This window comes from Microbacterium sp. ARD31 (assembly GCF_031844425.1).
In genome coordinates this window covers 608303-629576 of record NZ_JAUZVE010000003.1, presented here as the reverse complement: position 1 = coordinate 629576, position 21274 = coordinate 608303, and the positions used below count along the sequence as shown (strand labels likewise).

Annotated in this window: 20 protein-coding genes and 2 tRNA genes; 9 read left to right on the top strand and 13 right to left on the bottom strand. The window is 70.1% G+C overall.

Annotated elements, in window-relative coordinates; translation table 11 throughout:
• Nucleotides 1-60: 60 nt before the first annotated feature.
• The 5 genes from Q9S36_RS13520 to Q9S36_RS13500 form a co-directional block, all read right to left on the bottom strand.
• Nucleotides 61-375 carry an aldo/keto reductase gene (locus Q9S36_RS13520; protein ID WP_396653754.1) on the bottom strand — a complete coding sequence of 105 codons (315 nt, stop codon included), beginning with the start codon at nt 373-375 and terminating at the stop codon, nt 61-63.
• A 112-nt stretch (nt 376-487) separates the two neighbouring features.
• On the bottom strand, nt 488-877 hold the full coding sequence (locus tag Q9S36_RS13515; protein ID WP_311285560.1) for a MerR family transcriptional regulator: 390 nt from the start codon (nt 875-877) through the stop codon (nt 488-490).
• A gap of 33 nt (nt 878-910) precedes the next feature.
• Nucleotides 911-1822, bottom strand: coding sequence for a phosphodiesterase (locus Q9S36_RS13510; RefSeq protein ID WP_311285559.1), 912 nt, complete (start codon nt 1820-1822; stop codon nt 911-913).
• A gap of 37 nt (nt 1823-1859) precedes the next feature.
• Complete coding sequence (locus Q9S36_RS13505) at nt 1860-2195, bottom strand: peptidase (protein ID WP_217531407.1); 336 nt, start codon at nt 2193-2195, stop codon at nt 1860-1862.
• Nucleotides 2192-3445 carry an inorganic phosphate transporter gene (locus Q9S36_RS13500; protein ID WP_217531408.1) on the bottom strand — a complete coding sequence of 418 codons (1254 nt, stop codon included), beginning with the start codon at nt 3443-3445 and terminating at the stop codon, nt 2192-2194. The genes Q9S36_RS13505 and Q9S36_RS13500 overlap by 4 nt, the downstream gene beginning before the upstream one ends.
• 185 nt (nt 3446-3630) lie before the next feature.
• Between Q9S36_RS13500 and Q9S36_RS13495 the strand changes: the two genes are divergently transcribed.
• From Q9S36_RS13495 to Q9S36_RS13475, 5 genes are all read left to right on the top strand, one after another.
• On the top strand, nt 3631-5730 hold the full coding sequence (locus Q9S36_RS13495; RefSeq protein ID WP_311285580.1) for a S9 family peptidase: 2100 nt from the start codon (nt 3631-3633) through the stop codon (nt 5728-5730).
• Between the two features lie 33 nt (nt 5731-5763).
• Nucleotides 5764-6666: a hypothetical protein gene (locus Q9S36_RS13490; protein ID WP_311285558.1), complete on the top strand. Its 903-nt coding sequence runs from the start codon at nt 5764-5766 to the stop codon at nt 6664-6666.
• A gap of 193 nt (nt 6667-6859) precedes the next feature.
• Nucleotides 6860-7897, top strand: a complete 1038-nt coding sequence (locus Q9S36_RS13485) for a TerC family protein (RefSeq protein ID WP_311285557.1) — start codon at nt 6860-6862, stop codon at nt 7895-7897.
• A 62-nt stretch (nt 7898-7959) separates the two neighbouring features.
• Nucleotides 7960-9240: a hemolysin family protein gene (locus tag Q9S36_RS13480; protein WP_311285556.1), complete on the top strand. Its 1281-nt coding sequence runs from the start codon at nt 7960-7962 to the stop codon at nt 9238-9240.
• A gap of 118 nt (nt 9241-9358) precedes the next feature.
• Nucleotides 9359-10462, top strand: a complete 1104-nt coding sequence (locus tag Q9S36_RS13475; protein WP_311285554.1) for an acyltransferase — start codon at nt 9359-9361, stop codon at nt 10460-10462.
• A gap of 27 nt (nt 10463-10489) precedes the next feature.
• On the opposite strand, the gene Q9S36_RS13470 is transcribed toward Q9S36_RS13475, so the two are convergent.
• The 3 genes from Q9S36_RS13470 to Q9S36_RS13460 all read right to left on the bottom strand — a co-directional run bounded on the left by Q9S36_RS13470 (nt 10490) and on the right by Q9S36_RS13460 (nt 11694).
• Nucleotides 10490-10579: transfer RNA gene (locus Q9S36_RS13470), tRNA-Thr, on the bottom strand.
• Between the two features lie 37 nt (nt 10580-10616).
• Nucleotides 10617-10692, bottom strand: a tRNA-Thr gene (locus tag Q9S36_RS13465).
• Between the two features lie 30 nt (nt 10693-10722).
• On the bottom strand, nt 10723-11694 hold the full coding sequence (locus Q9S36_RS13460; protein WP_217531413.1) for a thioredoxin domain-containing protein: 972 nt from the start codon (nt 11692-11694) through the stop codon (nt 10723-10725).
• A 225-nt stretch (nt 11695-11919) separates the two neighbouring features.
• Here Q9S36_RS13460 and Q9S36_RS13455 point away from each other — a divergent pair, with 225 nt between their 5' ends.
• Both Q9S36_RS13455 and Q9S36_RS13450 read left to right on the top strand, forming a co-directional pair.
• Nucleotides 11920-13023 (top strand): ABC transporter ATP-binding protein, encoded by a 1104-nt coding sequence (locus Q9S36_RS13455; RefSeq protein WP_217531414.1) that lies wholly within the window; start codon nt 11920-11922, stop codon nt 13021-13023.
• 79 nt (nt 13024-13102) lie between these two features.
• Complete coding sequence (locus Q9S36_RS13450; RefSeq protein ID WP_311285553.1) at nt 13103-14413, top strand: DUF4032 domain-containing protein; 1311 nt, start codon at nt 13103-13105, stop codon at nt 14411-14413.
• Nucleotides 14414-14419: 6 nt separating this feature from the next.
• On the opposite strand, the gene Q9S36_RS13445 is transcribed toward Q9S36_RS13450, so the two are convergent.
• Genes Q9S36_RS13445 through cysS form a run of 3 tightly spaced genes read right to left on the bottom strand, consistent with a single transcriptional unit; the run spans nt 14420 to nt 17504 of the window.
• Nucleotides 14420-15058 carry an NAD(P)-dependent oxidoreductase gene (locus Q9S36_RS13445; RefSeq protein ID WP_253034275.1) on the bottom strand — a complete coding sequence of 213 codons (639 nt, stop codon included), beginning with the start codon at nt 15056-15058 and terminating at the stop codon, nt 14420-14422.
• A 60-nt stretch (nt 15059-15118) separates the two neighbouring features.
• On the bottom strand, nt 15119-16105 hold the full coding sequence (gene rlmB / locus Q9S36_RS13440) for a 23S rRNA (guanosine(2251)-2'-O)-methyltransferase RlmB (RefSeq protein ID WP_311285552.1): 987 nt from the start codon (nt 16103-16105) through the stop codon (nt 15119-15121).
• Nucleotides 16098-17504, bottom strand: coding sequence for a cysteine--tRNA ligase (gene cysS / locus Q9S36_RS13435; protein WP_311285551.1), 1407 nt, complete (start codon nt 17502-17504; stop codon nt 16098-16100). The genes rlmB and cysS overlap by 8 nt, the downstream gene beginning before the upstream one ends.
• Before the next feature lie 58 nt (nt 17505-17562).
• Here cysS and Q9S36_RS13430 point away from each other — a divergent pair, with 58 nt between their 5' ends.
• Both Q9S36_RS13430 and Q9S36_RS13425 read left to right on the top strand, forming a co-directional pair.
• Nucleotides 17563-18489: an EamA family transporter gene (locus Q9S36_RS13430; protein WP_311285550.1), complete on the top strand. Its 927-nt coding sequence runs from the start codon at nt 17563-17565 to the stop codon at nt 18487-18489.
• A 1-nt stretch (nt 18490) separates the two neighbouring features.
• Complete coding sequence (locus tag Q9S36_RS13425; RefSeq protein WP_311285549.1) at nt 18491-18958, top strand: GNAT family N-acetyltransferase; 468 nt, start codon at nt 18491-18493, stop codon at nt 18956-18958.
• Nucleotides 18959-18967: 9 nt separating this feature from the next.
• On the opposite strand, the gene ispD is transcribed toward Q9S36_RS13425, so the two are convergent.
• Together ispD and Q9S36_RS13415 are read right to left on the bottom strand one after the other, a co-directional pair.
• Nucleotides 18968-20158: a 2-C-methyl-D-erythritol 4-phosphate cytidylyltransferase gene (ispD, locus tag Q9S36_RS13420; RefSeq protein ID WP_311285548.1), complete on the bottom strand. Its 1191-nt coding sequence runs from the start codon at nt 20156-20158 to the stop codon at nt 18968-18970.
• On the bottom strand, nt 20155-21168 hold the full coding sequence (locus tag Q9S36_RS13415; protein ID WP_311285547.1) for an acyltransferase family protein: 1014 nt from the start codon (nt 21166-21168) through the stop codon (nt 20155-20157). Before Q9S36_RS13415 ends, ispD begins: the two co-directional genes overlap by 4 nt.
• Nucleotides 21169-21274 lie beyond the last annotated feature (106 nt).

The following is a 21274-nucleotide window of genomic DNA, read 5'->3' as shown; positions in this document are numbered from 1 at the left end:
CTCAGCGGTTGACGCTCGACATGTCGGCGTAGCGGTCGCCGACCGCCGGCCCGACCCCGCTCAGCCGGCGCAGCTGGTCGTCCGTGAGAGCGAGCTCGGTGGCGCCGATGTTCTCGTCGACGCGCTCGAGCTTGCGCGTACCCGGGAGGGCACGATGTCCTCGCCCTGCGCGAGGAGCCAGGCGAGCGCGACCTGAGCGGGGGTCGCGTCCACCTCGCCCGCGACGCCTTCGATGACGTCCACGATCCGCAGGTTGGCGACGAGCGCCTCGTCCTCGAATCGCGGGTTGTTCCGACGGAAATCGTTCTCGTCGAGCTGGTCGACCGAGCGGATCCGACCCGTCAGGAAGCCGCGACCGAGCGGCGAGTACGGCACGAACCCGATGCCGAGCTCGCGCAGCGCGGGCAGCAGCTCGGCCTCGTGATCCCCATGAGTCCGAGGCCGATGCGGCCGACCCGGGGCCCGTTCTGGCCGAGTGCGGTGGTCTTCATGATGCGGTGATCTCCTTGTCGTAGATGTCGATCTTGTGGTCGATGACGGCGAGACTCAGCGTGACCTCCTTGAGCCGGCGGCGGACGACCTCCCGGTGCTCGACGAGCAGTCGACGCCGTTCCGCGATCGTCGCGTCCCCCTCGCGCACGAGCTCGGTGTAGCGACGCATGGTGGCGATCGGCATCCCGGTCCAGCGGAGCCGCGTGAGGAAGCGGATCCAGGCGAGGTCCGCATCCGAGTAGCGCCGGTGGGTCGAGGATGTCCGGTCCACGGGATGCAGCATCAGGCCCGCACGCTCGTCGTAGCGAAGGGTGTGCGCGCTGACTCCGGTCGCGTCCGCCGCTTCGGCGATGGAGGCGCCGGCAGAGGTGGAGAGGAGGGACATGCCCTCACGGTAGGACTTCGAGTGCGCTCGAAGTCAAGAGGCTAAGGCGGGCTTCCGGGAGAAGGCCTCGAGGCGCTCGTCGGGCGTGAGGGCGGCCATCCGCTCCACCCACTCGGCCGAGAAGTAGTCCCCCGTCGGCGCCTCGACCACGGGGACGACCGTGTGCGTGATCGTGTCGTCGTAGACGTGGACGAGGTGGAAGGACTGTCCGGCATCCATGCCGTTCACCTCGGTCGCCGGTCGCTGCAGGTTCATCGTGTAACAGGTCGCGGAGGCGACGCTCACGGGGATGCCGGCGAAGGTGCCCGAGGTCGAGTAGTGCAGGTGACCGGCCAGGATGCCGCGCACGTCGGTGCCGGCGAGCACGGCCGCCAGCTCGTCCTGCTCCCGGAGCTCGAGGATGTCGAAGAACGGGATGTGGCTCGGGATCGGCGGATGGTGCAACGCGAGCAGCGTGCCGAGTGGCGCCGGCTCGGCGAGCACCTCCCGGAGCCACTCGCGCTGCGCCGCATCGACGAGGCCGTGATGCCAGCCGGGGACGGTGGAGTCGAGGACGACCAGTCGCAGCCCGCCCAGGTCGTGGACCGCGGTGAGCGGCGCTTCGGAGCCCGGCTCATCGAAGAGCCCCTCCCGCAGGGCGGGTCGCTCGTCGTGATTGCCCGCGACCCACACGACCGGCGCATCCAGCTGCTCGGCCATCGGTTCCACGAGCTCGCGCAGCCGGCGGTAGGCGGCGGGCTCTCCCAGGTCGGTGAGATCGCCCGTCACGACGATCGCGTCGGGGCGGATGCCGGTGCGCTCGACGGCTGCGAGGGCCGCCGCGACACCGCCCGTGGCGTCGTAGGCGCCACCGAGCGGGCGATCGCCGGCGAGCAGATGGGTGTCGCTCAGATGGACGATCGTGCGGACGGCGGGCGCATGGCGACCGAAGGAGACGGGCTGCATGCCGCCCAGCCTATTGACGCCTCCGGACGCGCGGCGATCAGTGGTTGAACAGGATGAGCAGGAGCCCGCCCAGCACGACCAGGCCGCAGACCGCGAACGCGGCGTACGCCCCGACGAGGGCGATGCGCTTCTGCGCCGGGCTCAGCGGGTTCTTCTTGGCGGCCTTCCTGGCGGCCTTGGCGGCCCGCTTCTGCTCTTTGGGCGTCATCACGGTCAGCGCGTCGGTGAAGGTGGCCGGGATGACCACCGGCACCCGTCCCGCCCGAACGAGCAGACGCAGACCGATCGCGTAGAAGGCGACCACCGTCGCGGCGGCGAGGAGCGCCGCGACGAAGACCTGGACGAAGGCGAGCCAGTTGACGTCGACGCTCATCGGGTTCCCTCCTCGTCGGATGCGGCGGCGGACTGCGCGACGCGCTGCTGACGGCGTGTGGGGGGCGGTTCCTCCGTGAGACCGACGGCGGCACCCGAGTCGGCCACCTCGCTGCTCATCGCGTTCGCCGCGGTGACCTCGTTGCGCCGGGACCGCAGGAAGATCGCGAGCACGACGGCGACGGCCACGACGGCGCCGATGATGACGCCGATCAGCTCACCCGGTCCCTCGCCGAAGAGGTTCTCGAGTCCGACGATGAGGAGGGCGGCCAGTGCACCGACGATGCCGGCGGCCGGAAGCGTGAGGACCCACCCGACCGTGATGCGCCCGACGGTGCGCCAGCGCACGCTCGACCCGCGGCGACCGAGGCCCGACCCGATGACGGACCCCGAGGCGACCTGCGTCGTCGACAGGGCGAAGCCGAGCGCGCTCGAGGCGAGGATCGTCGACGCGGTGGATGCCTCCGCCGAGAAGCCCTGTGCGGGCTTGACGTCGGTGAGGCCCTTGCCGAGCGTGCGGATGATGCGCCACCCGCCCATGTACGTGCCGAGAGCGATCGTGAACGCGCACGCGAAGATGACCCAGAGCTCGGGCTCGGACTGCGTCTGCCAGCCGACCGTGATGAGGGCGAGGGTGATGACGCCCATCGTCTTCTGCGCGTCGTTGGTGCCGTGCGCGAGGGCGACGAGCGACGACGTGAAGATCTGACCCCAGCGGAAGCCGTCGCGGCCGTCCGGCTTGTTGTCGTAGCGGCGGGTGACGGCGTAAGCGATCTTCGTGGCGGCGAAGGCGATGATGCCGGCCGTGAGGGGGGCGATGAGGGCGGGGAGCACGACCTTCGACAGGACGACACCGACGTTGATCGCGCTGACGGACGCGCCGACGATCGTCGCCCCGATGAGGCCGCCGAAGAGTGCGTGCGAGGAGCTCGAGGGAAGGCCGAGCAGCCAGGTGAGCATGTTCCACGTGATGGCGCCGATCAGCCCGGCGAAGATGATCGCGGGGAAGATCGAGGGGGAGAGCTGATCCTCGCGGATCATGCCGCCCGAGATCGTCTTGGCGACCTCCGTCGACAGGAATGCGCCGACGAGGTTGAGGATGGCAGCCAGCAGCACCGCGACCTTGGGCTTGAGTGCGCCCGTCGCGATCGGCGTCGCCATCGCGTTCGCCGTGTCGTGGAAGCCGTTGGTGAAGTCGAAGAAGAGTGCCAGTGCGATGACCAGGACGACGATGAGTGCTGCGGTCTCCACAGTTCGCTTTCCGTCGGGAATCGGGGGAACGGGTGCCGCGGCGATCGGCGTTGCGAACGAAAAGTTCACCCAGACGTCACCAGGGGTTCAATCGGGCCTGGGAAATCCTCGCACACGATCCGCCATGGCATAACCCGCGCGCGCCCGCGAGGGTCGGTTAGCGTGGTCGGGTGACCTCCGTAGCCGTGACACCGCCCGTCGCCGACCGCCGCCCGTTCACCCGCACGCACCACGGAGACGCCGTCTCGGACCCCTACGAGTGGCTGCGCGCGAAGGACGACGAGACCGTCATCGGCCACCTCGAGGCGGAGAACGACTACACCGACAGCCGTACGGCGCACCTCGCCGGCCTCCGCGAGCGGATCTTCGAGGAGATCAAGGGCCGCACGCTCGAAACCGACCTCTCCGTCCCCTCGCGCCGCGGGCGGTGGTGGTACTACGGCCGCACCGTCGAGGGCAAGCAGTACGGCATCAACTGCCGCGCCCCCATCGCGGACGTCGCGGACTGGACGCCGCCCGTGCTCTCCCCCGACACCGACGTCCCCGGCGAGCAGGTGCTCCTGGACGGCAACGTCGAGGCCGAGGGCCACGACTTCTTCTCCCTCGGCAGCCTCGACGTCTCGAACGACGGCACCCGGATGCTGTACGCCGTCGACGTCGCCGGTGACGAGCGCTACACCCTCCGCATCCGCGACCTGGTGACCGGCGACGACCTCGCCGACGTCATCGAGAACACCTTCTCCGGCGCGGTCTTCTCCCCCGACGGTCGTCACGTCGTCTACACGACCGTCGACGACGCCTGGCGACCCGACACCGTCTGGCTGCACGAAGTGGGGACGGATGCCGCATCCGACCGCGTGATCTTCACCGAACCCGACGAGCGGTACTGGGTCGGCGCCGGCTTCACCCGCAGCGACCGCTTCCTCGTCATCGGGGTGGGGTCCTCCATCACCTCGGAGGAGTTCCTCGTCCCGGCCGACGACCTCACGGCGGAGCCCCGATCGGTGTGGCCGCGCCGCGAGGGCGTCGAGTACTCGCTGACCCACGCGGTGATCGACGGGGACGACGTGCTCTACATCCTCCACAACGACGGCGCGCTGGACTTCGAGCTGGTGCGGGTAGCGGCATCCGACCCCACCGGGCAGCGGCACGTCGTGCTGCCGCACCAGCCGGGTCGGCGGTTGCTCGACGCGTCCGCCTACCGCGACTGGGCGGTCGTCGAGTACCGCCGCGAGGGCCTCGCCCGCGTCGGCATCCTCGACTACGCCACCGATGAGGTCACCGAGATCGCCTTCGACGAGCCGCTGTACGCCGCCGGGGCGAGCGGATCGTCGGAGTGGGCGCCCCCGGTCATCCGTCTCGGTTACGCCTCGTTCGTGACGCCCGGCACGGTGTACGACTACGTCGTGGCGACGGGCGAGCTCCTGCTGCGCAAGAGCCAGCCGGTCCTCGGCGGGTACGACCCGGCCGACTACGGTCAGGAACGGGTCTGGGCGACCGCCGACGACGGCACGCGCGTCCCCGTTTCTCTCGTGTGGAAGCGGTCGTCCGGCGAACCGGGAGCGGCGCCCCGACCCCTGCATCTCTACGGGTACGGCTCGTACGAGCACTCCATCGAGCCCGGATTCTCGGTCGCCCGCCTGTCGATGCTGGACCGTGGCGTGATCTTCGCGATCGCCCACGTCCGCGGCGGTGGCGAGATGGGGCGCCAGTGGTACGAGGAGGGCAAGCTGCTGCACAAGCGGAACACCTTCACGGACTTCGTCGCCGTCGGCCGTCACCTCGTCGCCGAGGGGTACACCTCCCCCGACCGCCTGGTCGCGGAGGGCGGCTCCGCCGGCGGTCTGCTCATGGGCGCCGTGGCGAACCTCGCCCCGGACCTGTTCGCGGGCATCCTCGCCGGCGTCCCGTTCGTCGACGCGCTGACGACGATCCTCGACCCGTCCCTCCCGCTCACCGTGATCGAGTGGGACGAGTGGGGCGACCCGCTGCACGACGCCGACGTGTACGCCTACATGAAGTCGTACAGCCCCTACGAGAACGTGCAGGAAGGCGTCCGGTACCCCCGCATCCTCGCCGTCACCTCGCTCAACGACACCCGGGTGCTCTACGTCGAGCCGGCGAAGTGGGTCGCGCGCCTGCGCGAGGTCGGTGCGGACGCGCTGCTCAAGTGCGAGATGGTCGCGGGTCACGGTGGTGTCAGCGGGCGGTACAACTCGTGGCGCGAGCGCGCGTTCGAGCTCGCCTGGCTCCTCGACGTCCTGGGACTGGCCGACGCGGACTGACACTGTAAGCGGGGCCGTGGGTACGATGCCCCCATGGCATCCGTTCCCCGCTACCGCGCGGCGGTCCGCATCGATCTCGACCTCGTCTGCGCGCACCCCGACGATCTCGTCGGCGGCATGGATGACGCGTCACGGATGTCCGAGTCGTCGATGGATGCCGAGGACGCGCTGCTGTCGCTGATCGAGGTGTCGGTGGCCGACGGGGCCCAGCACCTGGTGCGCATCGAATCCACCAACTCCTCGATCGTCGACTCGGAGTGGGAGGGCACGTCGGGCGAGGTTCCGGAAGGATCCTCCGACACCGCGCGGGTCGCCCGGGCGGGTGCGCGCCTGGCGGGGATCGACTGGGCACTGGACGAACTCTTCGGCGGACCGACGACCGAGGCGACGGCATCCGAGCTGCGCCAGCGGACGATCATCAAGGGGCTCGTCTGGAACGCCTCCGTCCTGGTCGTCGACTGCCTTTTCGACGATGTCCGCCAGCTGGCGGACGCGGCCGACACGCGATCCGCCTGGCGAGAGACGCACGTGATCTCGCAACTGCCCCCGCAGTACGCGACGCACTACGACCGGGCGTTCGCGCAGAAGTTCCTCGCCGCCACGATCGAGGTCACCTCCCGGCTCAGCGCCTCACCCGTGTACCCTCCCACCGTCGCCCACGAGCTGGCGCTGAAGCTCGTGCTCGACGAGGCGGCGCGCAGCGCCGAACGCCTCACCGGCGACCTGCCGGAGGGCTGGCGCGAGCACCTGGACACCGTGCTGTTCCAGGACCTCGATGCGGAATCCCTCTTCGTCGAGCAGGATGCGATCAGCAAGCGGGATGCCGCCGCCGCGACACCTCCGCTGGACTTCGCCAGCTGGTTCATCCCGTACGCGCACGCGCCGGCGCCGGCGCCGTACGCGAGCGACGATCTCAAGGAACCCTCCCGCGGCTAGCAGGCTCGGCCGCGTCAGGCAATTGTCAGTTTTGCCCGCGCCGATCCCGTAACATTTTCAGTCCCAGGGGGAGTACTCCACGACGGTCGGTTCGTCATTACGGATGTGAAGGTGCATCCCGGACCACCGGTCCCGATCACTCGGGATGGAGAAGACTCTGGCGTCCTTTCATCACGCCATTGAGGAGACTCCTGTGGAAATCACCCCTCTCGTCTGGGGCATCACGATCGCCGTCACGATCGCCTTCTTCGTCTACGAATTCTTCGCGCACGTCCGCAAGCCGCATGAACCGTCGATCGGCGAGTCGGCGCGCTGGTCCGCGTTGTACATCGGTCTCGCGCTGATCTTCGGTGTCGTCATCGGCCTCATCCCGGGCTGGGGCTGGGTGTACTCGGGCGAGTACTTCGCCGGGTACCTGACCGAGAAGGCGCTGTCGATCGACAACCTCTTCGTCTTCCTCATCGTCATGACCGGGTTCGCGGTGCCGAAGAAGTACCAGCAGAAGGTGCTGATGATCGGCATCGTCATCGCGCTCATCATGCGGGGCGCGTTCATCGCCGTCGGCGCCGCGCTCATCGAGAACTTCTCGTGGATCTTCTACGTCTTCGGCGCGCTGCTGCTGTTCCTCGCCTACCGTCAGGCGTTCGCACACGGTGAGTCCGACCCGGCCAACGGCAAGTTCATGCAGTTCGTCCGCCGCATCCTGCCCGTCAGCGACGAGTACAACGGCGACAAGCTCACGGTGAAGAAGGCCGGTAAGCGCTTCGTCACACCGATGCTGCTGGTGATCATCGCGATCGGCTTCGTCGACCTCATCTTCGCGGTCGACTCGATCCCCGCGATCTACGGTCTCACCAACGAGGCGTACATCGTGTTCACGGCCAACGCGTTCGCCCTCATGGGTCTGCGTCAGCTGTACTTCCTCATCGGCGGTCTGCTCGAGCGCCTCGTGTACCTCGCACAGGGCCTGGCCGTCATCCTCGCCTTCATCGGTGTGAAGCTCGTCCTGCACGCCATGCACGTCAACGAGCTGCCGTTCATCAACGGCGGCGAGCCGATGCTCTGGGTTCCCGAGATCCCGATCTGGTTCTCGCTCCTGTTCATCGCCGCCACGATCGTCGTCGCGACGGTGGCGAGCCTCGCCAAGACACGTCGCGACCGCGACCGCGAGCTGGACGCCGGCGCACCGACCTCGACCCCCTCCCCCGCAGAAACGAAGGAGCACCGCTGACCGATGGACAGCGATCATACGATCCCGCCCACCACTGAGACCGACGGCATCGAGGTAACTCGATGAACGATCTGGCCCTCAACATCGCCCTCGTCGTGGTGTTCGTCCTGGTGGGCGGGGTATTCGCGGCGACCGAGATGGCGCTGGTGACCCTGCGGGAGAGCCAGATCAACGCGATCGCCGCGCGCGGCAAACGTGGGCAGAAGGTGGCGGGCCTCGCCCGCAACCCCAACACGTTCCTCTCGGCGGTGCAGATCGGCGTCACGGTGGCAGGCTTCGCGTCCGCCGCGTACGGCGCGACCTCGATCGCCCCGTCGGTGGCGCCGCTCATCGAGTCGTGGGGCGCAGACCCGGGCTTGGCTCTGACGATCGCGACGCTGATCCTCACGCTGCTCATCGCGTACCTGTCGCTCGTGCTCGGCGAGCTCGTGCCGAAGCGTCTCGCCATCCAGCGGAACGCCCAGTTCGCCTACGTCGTCGCGCCCGTCCTCGACGGGTTCGCCAAGGTGATGAGGCCGGTCATCTGGCTGCTGTCGGTATCGACGAACGCCCTCGTGCGCCTCCTCGGCGGAGACCCGCACAAGACGGGTGAGGAGATGACGGATGAGGAGGTCCGCGACATCGTCGCGAGCCACGAGGGTCTGCCCGAGGACGAGCGCCGCATCCTGGAGGACGTCCTCTCGCTGCGGGAGCGACAGCTGAGCGAAGTCATGCGACCGCGTCCCGACGTCACCTCCCTCGACGACAGCGCGACGATCGGCGAGGCCATCTCCGCCGTGCACGAACTGCCGTTCTCGCGGTACCCCGTGGCCGACACGTCCATCGACGACATCGTCGGCTTCGTGCACGTCCGGGACCTGTTCGAGGCGGCTGCGGATGCGGCGGTCCCCCTGTCCAGCATCGTCCGGCCGATCCCCTACTTCCCGTCGACGGCGCGCGTCCTCCCGACGCTGACGAAGATGCGGGCGGAGGGGCACCAGATCGCTGTCGTCGTCGACGAGTACGGCGGTACGGACGGCATCGTGACCCTCGAGGACCTCGTGGAGGAGGTCGTCGGTGAGATCTTCGACGAGTACGACGACGCCGTCGCCCCCGTGGGTGATCGCGAGATCATCGACGGGCGCCTCAACCTGCAGGACTTCTCCGAGGCGACAGGGATCACGCTCCCCCGCGGCGCCTCGGACACGGTCGCCGGATTCGTGACCGAGCGGCTCGGTCGCCTCGCGGTCGTGGGCGACACGATCGACGTCGACGGCGCGACGATCCAGGTGACCGCCATGGACCGCCGGCGCATCGCGGAGGTCCGCGTCACGCCTCGTGAGGCCGAGACGCCCGTGGCGTGAGCCGAAGCTACCCGCTCGCTCGACCCTCGCGAAACGTCGTGCGAGCGGGTAGCGTCATGCCCTAGACGGGCTGAGCGCGGTGGGGACCTGCGCTGCTCGCGATTTCTTGGGGGAAGACATGACGAGTGCGTCGACCGTCTCGCGCGCGACCGATCCGGCGCTCGCCCGCACCATCCCGTCGCTGGACGGGATCCGAGCGCTCGCGGTGCTCTGCGTGATCTGGGCCCACGGCGCGGCCACGCTCCCCCAGAACGACGTCGTGGTGTTCCTCCGAGCGAACCTTCCCGGCGGATACTTCGGCGTGCAGGCGTTCTTCGTCCTGTCGGGGTTCCTGATCACGACGCTGTTGCTGCGCGAGCGCGGGAAGACCGGTCGCATCTCGCTCTCGGCCTTCTACCGCCGTCGGGCGTACCGCATCCTTCCCGCGCTGTTCGTTTTCCTCGCGGTCGTCTCCGCGCTCGCGGTGACCCGGGTGATCGACGGGCTCGGCCCTCGCGACATCATCAGCCCCGCCCTGTTCCTCCGCGACTACTGGCCGCTGGACGGCTCGTGGTGGACGGGGCACACCTGGTCGCTCAGCGTCGAGGAGCAGTTCTACGTCCTCTGGCCCCTCGCCGTCATCCTCATGCCGCGCCGGGTCGCGGTGAAGGTGCTCGTCATCGGCGTGCTGATCTCGCCGTTCGTCCGGATCGGGACCTACCTCCTGCCCTTCGTGCCGGAGGGCGGGGTGACCTACATGTTCCACACCCGCGCGGACGCGCTGATGACCGGATGCCTGTTGGCGTACGGCGCCGGAGAGCGATGGTTCGAGCGCCTCACCGAGTGGATCTTCGCGCGTCACCTGCAGTGGGCGGTGGTGGTGTGGCTGCCGCTGTCCTGGGCGCTCACGTCGAGATTCGAAGGCGTGTGGATGTACACGGTCGGCTACGTCGGCGATGCTCTCGCGGTGGCGCTCGTCATCGTGTGGATGATGCGGGCCCCTGCCTCGCCGTTCGGACGATTCCTGAACTGGCGACCGATGGTCCACATCGGGCTGATCTCCTACAGCCTCTACCTCTACCAGCAGCTGTTCCTGACCCGGCACAACGAGACCTGGTTCGGGGGGCTGACGATCGGCGGACTCCTGGCACTCCTGCTCGTCGCGGAAGCGTCCTACTGGTTCGTCGAGCGTCCGTTCCTGCGCCTGCGCGTCCGCCGCGAACGACCCGCGACCCCCGTCTGACAAGCGCGGGTCGACGCACAGATGGAGTGCCGGCTACAGGACTCGAACCTGCAACCCCCGTATGACAAGTACGGGTCGACGCACAGATGGAGTGCCGGCTACAGGACGTGAACCTGCAACCCCCGTATGACAAGTACGGGTCGACGCAGAACGATGGTGCCGGCTACAGGACTTGAACCTGCAACCCCCGTATTACAAGTACGGTGCGCTACCAATTGCGCCAAGCCGGCAGGTGGCCCAGTCTATCCGGACCGCGCCGGTCACTCCGCAGGCGCGGTGGGCGTCGGCGTCTCCGCCGGTGCCGTCGGCGTGGGGGTCGGGGTCTGCTCGGTGTAGAACGCGTCGCTGGCGCTCGTGAGCACGAACTGCGAGAATTCCGCGGCGTCCGACAGCGCACCCATGTAGGGCTGGCCGTTGACGAGGATCATCGGCGTGCCGGTGAGCTCCAGACCGTCGGTGTCGGGGATGCCGGCGATCGCGCGCTCCGTGGCATCCTTCGCCCACTCGATGAAGTCGCCGTCCTCGATGCACGACCGCAGCTTCTCGGGGTCGCTCGCGCCGACGGCCTGCGCCAGGTCGGCGAGCTCGACGTCGGAGAATCCGTCCGTGTCCATCGCCGGCTGACGCGTGAGCAGCTCGGTGTTGTACGCGAAAAAGACGCTCTCGTCGTGGGTCGCGACGCAGGCCGCCGCCGCGGCGGCGCGCAGCGAGTACTTCGTGCCGTTGGACTTGGCCGTGAGCATCGACACCGGGTGGTAGCTGAGGGTCGCGGCTCCCTGGTCGACCCACGTGGTGAGCTGGTCGACATTGGCGAGCTGCCATTCGCGCGCACCCGGCGAGAGGTAGTCGACGTAGACGCGGATGTCGACGGGAGCAGCGGTCGGGGATGCCGTCGGTGCCGGCGTCGCCGCCTTGTCCGACCCCGGGGTCGCCTCGACGGCGCTCTCGTCGATCGCGCCCTGGTCCGCCGCGACGCCCGTGACGTCGCTGACCGCGAAGCCGTCCGATGATGCGGTGCTCGGGGTCAGGTCGCGTCCGCCCATTGTCGACGTGACCGACCACACGACGACGGTCGCGACGGCGGCGACGGCCGCGGTCGCCAGGACGCCGAGCGAGATGCGACGAGCGATCCGCGCGCGCGACTGGCGGATGTGGACGCGCTGCGCCTTCTCTCGCACGGCCTCGCGGCGGTCGGTCGCGGATGACGGAGTGTCGCCGGAATCGGTGGACATGAAACCTCGGGAAGATCTGTGGTGGCCGTAGGGCCCGGCGCTCGGGGGTGGCGCACGGTCGATGTTAGTCAGACGCGCTGGAAAAAGGCTGACGAGACCGCATCCCCTCTCGCGGCCCTCCCGTGCCATACTGAAGACGCACCCGATGGCGGGTGTGCGGGGTCGTCCCCGCTCGCTTCACTACGGATCGTCCGGCACGTACCTGCCGGTGAAGGAGAAGAAACAATGGCGTCCGTCACGTTCGACAACGCAACCCGTCTGTACCCCGGTGGAACCCGCCCCGCGGTCGACAAGCTCAACCTCGAGGTCGCCGACGGCGAATTCCTCGTCCTCGTCGGCCCGTCCGGCTGCGGTAAGTCCACCTCCCTGCGCATGCTCGCGGGTCTCGAGGAGGTCAACTCCGGCTCGATCCGCATCGGCGACCGCGACGTCACCGACGTCCCGCCGAAGGACCGCGACATCGCGATGGTCTTCCAGAACTACGCGCTGTACCCGCACATGACCGTCGCCGAGAACATGGGCTTCGCGCTCAAGATCGCCGGCGTCGGCAAGGAGGAGCGCGCCGCCCGCGTCCTCGAGGCCGCCAAGCTCCTCGACCTCGAGCAGTACCTGACCCGCAAGCCGAAGGCCCTCTCGGGTGGTCAGCGTCAGCGTGTCGCCATGGGTCGCGCCATCGTCCGCCAGCCCCAGGTCTTCCTCATGGACGAGCCGCTGTCGAACCTCGACGCCAAGCTCCGCGTCCAGACGCGCACGCAGATCGCGTCGCTGCAGCGTCGCCTCGGCGTCACCACGGTCTACGTCACGCACGACCAGACCGAGGCCCTCACGATGGGTGACCGCATCGCGGTCCTCAAGGACGGTCTGCTCCAGCAGGTCGGCACCCCGCGCGACCTCTACGAGAAGCCGAACAACGTCTTCGTCGCCGGCTTCATCGGCTCGCCTGCCATGAACCTGTTCCCGGCGAGCCTCGCCGACGGCGGCATCCAGTTCGGCACCGAGGTCGTCCCCCTCGACCGCGACACCGTCGGCCGCGCCACCGGCAGCCAGGTCACCGTGGGTGTGCGCCCCGAGGACCTCGAGGTCGGCCCCGCCGACGGTCGCGGCCTCGCCGTTCAGGTCGACCTCGTCGAGGAGCTCGGCGCCGACGGCTACCTGTACGGTCACGTCGACATCGACGGCAAGCGCACCGACGTCGTCGCCCGTGTCGACGGCCGCAACCACCCGAACGCGGGCGAGACGGTCACGCTGGCCGCCAAGCCGGGCCACGTCCACGCGTTCGACATCGAGTCGGGCGACCGCCTCAACGACAAGCCGGTCGTCTCGGCCTGATCGTCATCATCAGCAGGACCGCGGCGCGGGAAGGTCTCCGGACCTCCCGCGCCGCGGCGCGTCAGCCGGAGGTCACCGCGTGGTCCATTCCCTGAGCATCACCGCCAGCAGCGTCGACGCAGGGCTCCTCGCCCTGCCCTGGTCGACCCCGCTCGGCGAGTGGCCGAGCGACGCGATCGTCTCGCTCCCCAAAGGCCTCTCCCGCCACCTCGTGCGATTCGCGAGCCTGTCGGGGCGGGTGATCGCGGTGAAGGAGACGACCGCCGAGATGGCGCGCCGGGAGTACGAGATGCTCGGCTCGCTCGGCCGGCTCGACGTACCCTGCGTGAGTCGGGTGGCGGTCATCGACGGGCGGCGGACGCCCAAGGGCGAGCCGCTCCCGGCCGCGCTCGTCACCGCGCACCTGCGCTTCTCCCTCCCCTACCGCGCCCTGTTCACCCAGGTGCTGCGTCCCGACACGGCGACGCGGCTGGTCGACGCACTGGCAGCCCTGCTCGTGCGCCTGCACAACGTCGGCTTCTTCTGGGGCGACGTGTCGCTGTCGAACACGCTGTTCCGACGGGATGCCGGGGCCTTCGCCGCGTACCTGGTGGATGCCGAGACGGGCGAACTGCACGAGGGCGGCCTCACGCGGGGTCAGCGCGAGCACGACCTCGACGTCGCCCGCACGAACATCGCCGGCGAGATCATGGACCTGGAAGCCGGTGGCCGCCTCGAGGGCGGTGTCGATGCCGTCGCCATCGCCGACGGCATCATGTCCTCGTACCGCTCCCTGTGGAGCGCGCTGACCGAGACCGAGAGCTTCGCCGCGAACGAGACCTGGCGCATCACCGAGCGTGTGCAGCGGCTCAACGGTCTCGGCTTCGACATCGGCGAGATGTCGATCGACGAGACCGCCGACGGCACGAAGGTCCTCATCCAGCCGAAGGTGGTGGATGCCGGCCACCACCAGCGACGTCTGCTCCGCCTGACGGGGCTCGACGTCGAGGAGAATCAGGCGCGGCGCCTGCTCAACGACATGGACGAGTTCGCCGCCCGAGTCTCGCGCCTCGGCAGCGACGAGGAGATGGTCGCGCACGAGTGGCTCACGCGGGTGTTCGAGCCGGTCGTGAAAGCCGTCCCGTGGGAGCTGCGGAGCAAGCTCGAGCCCGCCGAGGTGTTCCACCAGGTGCTGGAGCACCGCTGGTACATGTCGCAGGCGCGCGGCAAGTCGATCCCGATCGCGGAGGTCCTGTCGTCGTACATCGACGACGTCCTCCGTCACCGCCGCGACGAGGCGACCGTGATGGGGCCGCCGACCGAGACGATGGCGGTTCCGGTCGTCACCGCCGATCTGCCCCTCCCCGACGAGGACGACGAGGAGCAGGTCGACTGGCGCGACCTCGTCTGAGCGGGCTCAGTACCCGACGGTGAACCGCTCGTTGCGGTGCTTCGGCGACTCGATCTCGTCGAGGACGGCGATCGCGAAGTCGGCACCGGAGATGAAGGACTCGCCCTTGTCGTCGGTGACGATGACGTCGCCGCCGTCGCGGTACGAGCCGGTGCGCTCCCCCGGCGCCCAGGCGCCGAATCCGCCGGCCGGGTGGATGTAGAACCACTCGCGGCCGGTCGTGTCGGCCTGCAGGTCCTCGAGGATGCCGATGGCCTCCATCGCTTCGGGCTTGATCTCGTCGGGGAAGCCGCTGTCGATCACGCGGGGCCCACCCGGGGCGACGAGGCTACCTCCGGCGCCGCCGACGACACCGACCCGCACGGACAGCGGAAGCTCGCGGATCAGCTCGGTGACGGCATCCCGCATCTTGCCGGCCATGTCACCGCGCGGCGACGTCGCGAACACGACGACCTCGACGCCCTCCAGCTCGGCGACGAGCGCGGGCGCGTCGAGGAGCGTGCCCTCGACGTAGGTCGCGCCGTCGACGCGTTCGGCGGGGAGCTTGCGGGCCACGGAGACGACCGTGTGGCCGCGCTCGGCGGCCTCAGCGACGATGTGGCCGCCGGCATAGCCGGTGCCACCGATCACAGCGATACGGGTCATGGGATGCGTCCTTTCGCAGTCGGTGACGTCAGTCTGGCGCGCAATCCTCCGCCTGGGCTCTCACTCGGACGCCGCGCGCAGCGTGGCGACCTGGTAGAGCGCGACGGATGCGGCGATGCCGGCGTTCAGGGACTCGGTCGCCGCGTTGATCGGGATCGAAACGATCTGATCGCACGTCTCGGTGACCAGGCGCGAGAGACCCTTGCCCTCGGAGCCCACGACGATCACGACGGGGCGGTCGGCGAGCTCGAGCGCGGGCAGGGAGACGTCCCCGCCGCCGTCCAGACCCAGGATGAAGACGCCCTGCTTCTTGAACTCCTTGAGCGTCGTCGTGAGGTTCGGCGCGATGGAGACGGGGATGCGGGCGGCCGCTCCCGCGCTCGTCTTCCACGCGGCGGAGTTCACCCCCGCGGAGCGGCGCTGCGGCAGGATGATCGCCTGCCCGCCGAACGCGGCGGTCGAGCGGATGATGGCACCCAGGTTGCGGGGATCGGTGACGCCGTCGAGGGCGACAAACAGGGGCAGCTGGCCGCGGTCGATGACCTGCTCGAGCAGGTCCTGCGGGTGGGCGTACTCGTACGGCGGCACCTTGAGCGCGACACCCTGGTGCACACCGTCGAACCCGGCCATCCGGTCGAGCTCCTGACGGGTGACCTCGAGGACGGGGATGTCGCGGTTGGTCGCGATCGAGAGCATCTCCTTGACGCGGTCGTCCATCTCGACGCGCTGCGCGATGTAGAACGCGGTCGCGGGGATCTTGGCGCGGAGGGCCTCGAGCACGCTGTTGCGCCCGGTCACGGTCTCGGTGTCGTCGCCGGACTTCGCCTTGGGCGCACGACCGCCCGTGGTCTGGCGGATCTGCGGCTTGCCACCGGCGGCGACGAACCGCTCCCTGGCGGCCTTGCGCTTCCCGGCGGGGTGCCAGGCGCGGTCCTCGGCCTTGGGGGTCGGGCCGCGCCCTTCGAGCGAGCGCTTGTTCTTGCCGCCGGATCCCTTCGTGGGACCCTTCTTGCCGCGTCCGGCGGACGGGTTGCCTGGCTTAGCCATTGTTCAAACTCCAATGGGTCCCTTCGGGACCGTCTTCGAGGACGACGCCGGCCGCCGCGATCGCGTCGCGGATGCGGTCGGCTGCCGCCCAGTCTTTCGCCGCGCGGGCCTCCGCGCGCTGGTCGATCATGGTGGTGATGAGGGCGTCGAGGGCGGCGTCCGCGGCGGCGCCGTAACCGACCGCTGTCGCGGAATCGTCTGCGGGAAGTCCGAGGACCTGCAACATGGCGACGACGCTCCCCCGGTGCGTGATGGCGGTCGCCAGGTCCCCCGCATCGACCGCCGTGTTGCCGCAGCGGACCGTGTCGTGCAGGACCGCGAGAGCCTGCGGCACGCCGAGGTCGTCGTCCATGGCGACCGCGAAGGCCTCCGGGATGCTCCCTGGCTGCAGGACCGACGGCTCGGAACCCGCCGCCCGGAGGACGCGCTGCAGGAACGAGTCGATCCGACCGAGCGCCGCCTCGGCCTCGGCGAACGTCGAGGCGGAGAGGTCCAGATTCGAGCGGTAGTGGGCCGCGAGCAGCGCGTACCGCACCACGACGGGGTCGTTCTCCTCCAGGACGTCCTCGGCGAGCAGGAAGTTGCCGAGCGACTTCGACATCTTCTGGTCGCCGACGGTGACGAGGCCGTTGTGCACCCAGTACCGCGCGAACGGATCACCGGCGGCGGTCGACTGCGCGAGTTCGTTCTCGTGGTGCGGGAAGCGCAGGTCGAGACCCCCGCCGTGGATGTCGAACTCGGGCCCGAGGTAGCGCCGGCTCATCGCCGAGCACTCGATGTGCCAGCCGGGACGGCCCGATCCCCAGGGTGATGCCCATGCGGCATCCGCCGGTTCGCCCTCCTTCGCGCCCTTCCACAGGGCGAAGTCGCGCGGATCGCGCTTGCCGCGCGGATCGGCGTCAGCGGCGGACTCCATCGCGTCGACGGACTGGCGGGTGAGCGCCCCGTACGGCGGCCAGGACCGCACGTCGAAGTACACGTCACCTGCCGCGGCGTACGCGTGGCCGGCCTCGATGAGGCGTTCGATGAGTTCCTGCATCTGCGGGATGGATGCCGTCGCCCGGGGCTCGTACGTCGGGGGCAGGATGCCGACCGCGGCATACGCGCGCGAGAACTCGAGTTCCATCCGGTACGCCAGCGCCCACCAGGGCTCGTCGTCGGTCGCGTTCGCGAGGACCTTGTCGTCGATGTCGGTGACGTTGCGGACGAACGTGACGCGACCGAACCGGTGGGCGAGCCACCGACGGAGGATGTCGAAGCTCAGCGCCGCGCGGACGTGGCCGATGTGCGGCCCCGACTGGACGGTCGGCCCGCAGACGTACATCGTGACGTTCCCGGGGTCGGCGGGCGCGAAGTCGCGCAGCGCCTGAGCCTGGGAATCGTAGAGCCGAACCGTCACCGGTCCATGCTACCGGCGGGTGGCGGAGGCACCCGCGTCGAGACGATAGAAAAGGAGGGTGCTGCATCTGCTCGCCGTCCTCGCCGCCGCGCTGCTGTTCGGGACGACGGGAACCGCAGGCGCCCTCGGTCCGGACGACGCCTCGACGCTCTCGGTCGGCGTCGCGCGGATGGTGGTCGGCGGCATCGGGCTCGCTGCCCTCGCGTTCCTCCTCGCCACCCGATTCCGCCGACGGACACCCGACCGGCCGCGCCCCGCGCTCACCTGGCGCCCGCTCGCGCTCATGGCGGCCACGGGGGTCGCGATCAGCCTCTACCAGCCGCTTTTCTTCCTCGGCACCGAGACCAACGGCGTCGCCGTCAGCACCGTGATCGCGCTCGGGTCCGCTCCCGTTCTCGCCGGCATCCTCGAATGGGCGCTCTCGCGCCGGGTGCCCTCCGGATTGTGGATGGCGGCCACCGCCCTCGCCGCGGTGGGTGTCGTGCTGCTCGGGCTCGGCGGCGGATCGGGCACGGGTGGTGTCGACGGCGCGGGTCTCGCCGCCGCCGTCGGCGCCGGCGCCTGCTTCGCCGTCATCGCCAACGCGCAGCGGCGCCTGCTCGACGCGGGATGGGACGCCTTCACCGTCGTGGGATCGATGGGTGTCGGGTCGGCCGTTCTGTGCGCCGCGGCGATCCCCTTCGTCGACCTGAGCTGGGCGGTGACGCCGTCCGGGCTCGCGATGGCGCTCTGGCTCGGTCTCGCGACGATCTCCCTCGCCTATGTGCTCTTCACGTGGGGCCTCCAGGGGCTGACGGCGGCGACGGCGGCGACGCTGACCCTCGGCGAACCCCTCACGGCGACGGTGCTCGGCGTGACGGTGCTCGGCGAGGGACTCTCCCCTCTCGCGGTGACGGGCCTCGTCGTCCTGGCTGCGGGTCTCGTGACCCTGGCCTGGGGGTCGCGGCGACCCCGCGACCCCGCCCCGTTCGCCGTGGAGGCCTGACGTGCCCGCTCCCCCCGACATCCGCCTCGACGACCTCACCGGGCCGGCCAGCACCGCCCTCGTGCGGCAGCACCTCGCCGGCATGCACGCGCAGTCCCCCGCCGAGAGCGTGCACGCCCTCGACGTCGGCGCGCTGCGGCATCCGTCCGTCACCGTCTGGTCGGCGTGGCGGGAGGGCGAGATCGCCGGGATCGGAGCCCTCGCGCGTCTCAGCGCGACGCACGGCGAGCTGAAGTCGATGCGGGTCGCCGACGCCCATCTCGGCACCGGCGTCGGCCGCGCGATCCTGCGTCACATCCTCACCGCGGCCCGCGCCGACGGCCTCACCCGGGTCTGGTTGGAGACGGGGTCGGATGCCGCGTTCCTCGCCGCGCGCACGCTGTACGCGAGTGAGGGGTTCGTCGAGTGCGAACCGTTCGGCGACTACCGCCCGGATCCCGCCTCGACGTTCATGACGCGAGAGCTCTGAGCCGCCGGGTCACGCGGGGACGACGACGGCGACCGCGAACGCCGCGACGCCCTCTCCGGTACCGGTGAATCCGAGCCCGTCCGTCGTCGTCGCCGACACCGCGACGGGAGCGCCGAGCGCCTCGGACAGCACCCGTTCCGCCTCCGCGCGCCGCGCGGCGAACCGCGGCCGGTTCGCCTGCACCTGCACGCTGACGTTACCGATGCGCCATCCCGCCTCCCCGGCGAGTGCACGGGTGCGGGCGAGGAACGCTGCGGCATGAGCACCGGCGTACTCGGGCTGGTCCGTGCCGAAGTGCGTGCCGATGTCGCCGAGCCCCGCAGCGGCCAGCACCGCGTCGACGATCGCGTGCGCGACGGCATCCCCGTCTGAATGCCCGTGGAGTCCCGGCTCCCCCGGCCACTCCAGGCCGGCGAGCCACAGCGTGCCGTCGCCGCCGAAGGCGTGGACGTCGGTACCGATCCCGACCCGCGGGATCGCGACCGGCGCCGCCGGGACGACCGGCGGGATCGGCGAGACGAGCCCGCGTGCCCGGTCGAGGTCCGCCGACGTCGTGATCTTGAACGCCCGCTCGTCGCCGGGGACGGTGCGCACGACCGTGCCGGCGGCCTGCAGCAGGGCGGCGTCGTCGGTGTGGTCGGCCGTGGCATCCCGATACGCGTCGTCGAGGACGGCGCGACGGAAACCCTGCGGGGTCTGCGCCGCGGCGAGGACCGACCGGTCCACCGGCTCGACGACCGTGTCGGAGTCGATCCGCTTCAGGGTGTCGACGACGGGCAGCACGGGGATGACCGCATCCGACCCCGCGGCGACCGCGTCGATCACCCGGGCGAAGACCTCGGGCGGGGTGAGCGCGCGGGCGGCGTCGTGGACGAGGACGATCTCGACGTCGGGCCAGACCGCGGCCAGTCCCGCCGCGACCGACGCCTGCCGGGTCGCCCCGCCGGCGACGACCGAGACCAGGTCACCCCGATTACCAGCGGCCTCGCGGGCCTCCGTCGTGGCGTCGCCGACGCGGTCGGCGGGCGCGACGACGACCACCTGCGCCTGGGGTGCCGCGAACACGCCGCGCAGCGCGTGACGCAGGATCGTGTGCGCATCGATCCCCACGAACGCCTTGGGCGCGTCGGCCCCGAGCCGGGTGCCCGACCCCGCGGCGACGACGATGACGGCCACATGGGGAACGGGGATGATGCTCATGCCTCCGAGCGTAGCGACGCGTGTGCGCGCGGGCGGCGCCGAAGGAGGAACACGGCGACGGCCAGCAGCACCGCACCCCCGACCGCGATCGGCAGATCGAGGAACCACTCCATCACCGCGAACGGCGGGACGAACGCGCACACCCAGGCGAGGGCAACGACCGCCCGGGGCGGCGTCGACCCGAGCGTGCCGAGGGCCTCCCACCGTGCGATGGCGAGAGAGAGCACGAGCAGGACGGCCAGCACGACGACGAAGAGGATCGGCCGCGACCACCACCAGGCCTCGGACGCCGGTGTCGGCGCCGCCCCGGGGATGAGCAGGCTGATGCCGGTGAGGGCCAGCATCACCGGCAGGTGCCAGAGGTAGATCGTCATGAGCCGGGACCCGAGGACGAAGACGACCCCCTGCATCGCGCGGAGCGACATGAGGCGCGCGAGCGCCGGCTTGAGCAGTCGCAGCAGACAGGCCTGGGCGATCCCGAGGACCACGAGCGGAACCGTCGGCGGATTGAGGTTGCCGAGCATGCTGGTCGAGTACGGTCCGACCGCCGTCAACGGCCACAGGAGCAGATAGCAGGCGGCCGCGATGCCGACGAGGGTGAGCGGATGCCGCCGGTCGAACCATCCGTCGGCGTACCAGAACCCGAACTGCTGCACGAGGGGCCAGACGAACAGCAGGTTCAGCAGGCCGACCTCTTCGACACCCGAAGAGAATCGCACCACGTCGACCACGACGACACCCAGCGCGAGGACGACGAGCGTCGCCAGCGGACGGCGGGCGTGGCAGGCCGCGAGGAACGGGACCGCCGCCTGGCACAGGAGATACGCCGCGAGGAACCACAGCGGCGACCCGGCGCCCACGGCGGCATCCGACACGAGCTGCGCCGGCAGACCGGCCGCCGTGGCGACGCCGAGGACGACCGCGAAGAAGACGAAGAGGGGCAGGGCGGGCTGCGCGAGACGGAGCGTGCGCGTGCGGATGAAGCCGGCGGCATGATCTGCCCGATCCACGTCGCCGCATCGAACCACGGCTGCTGTTCGGCGGGGCGGGATGCGACGAGACCGCCGTCGGGTCCGGGTCCGATGCCCACCTGCACGAGGTGCACGACGATGACGA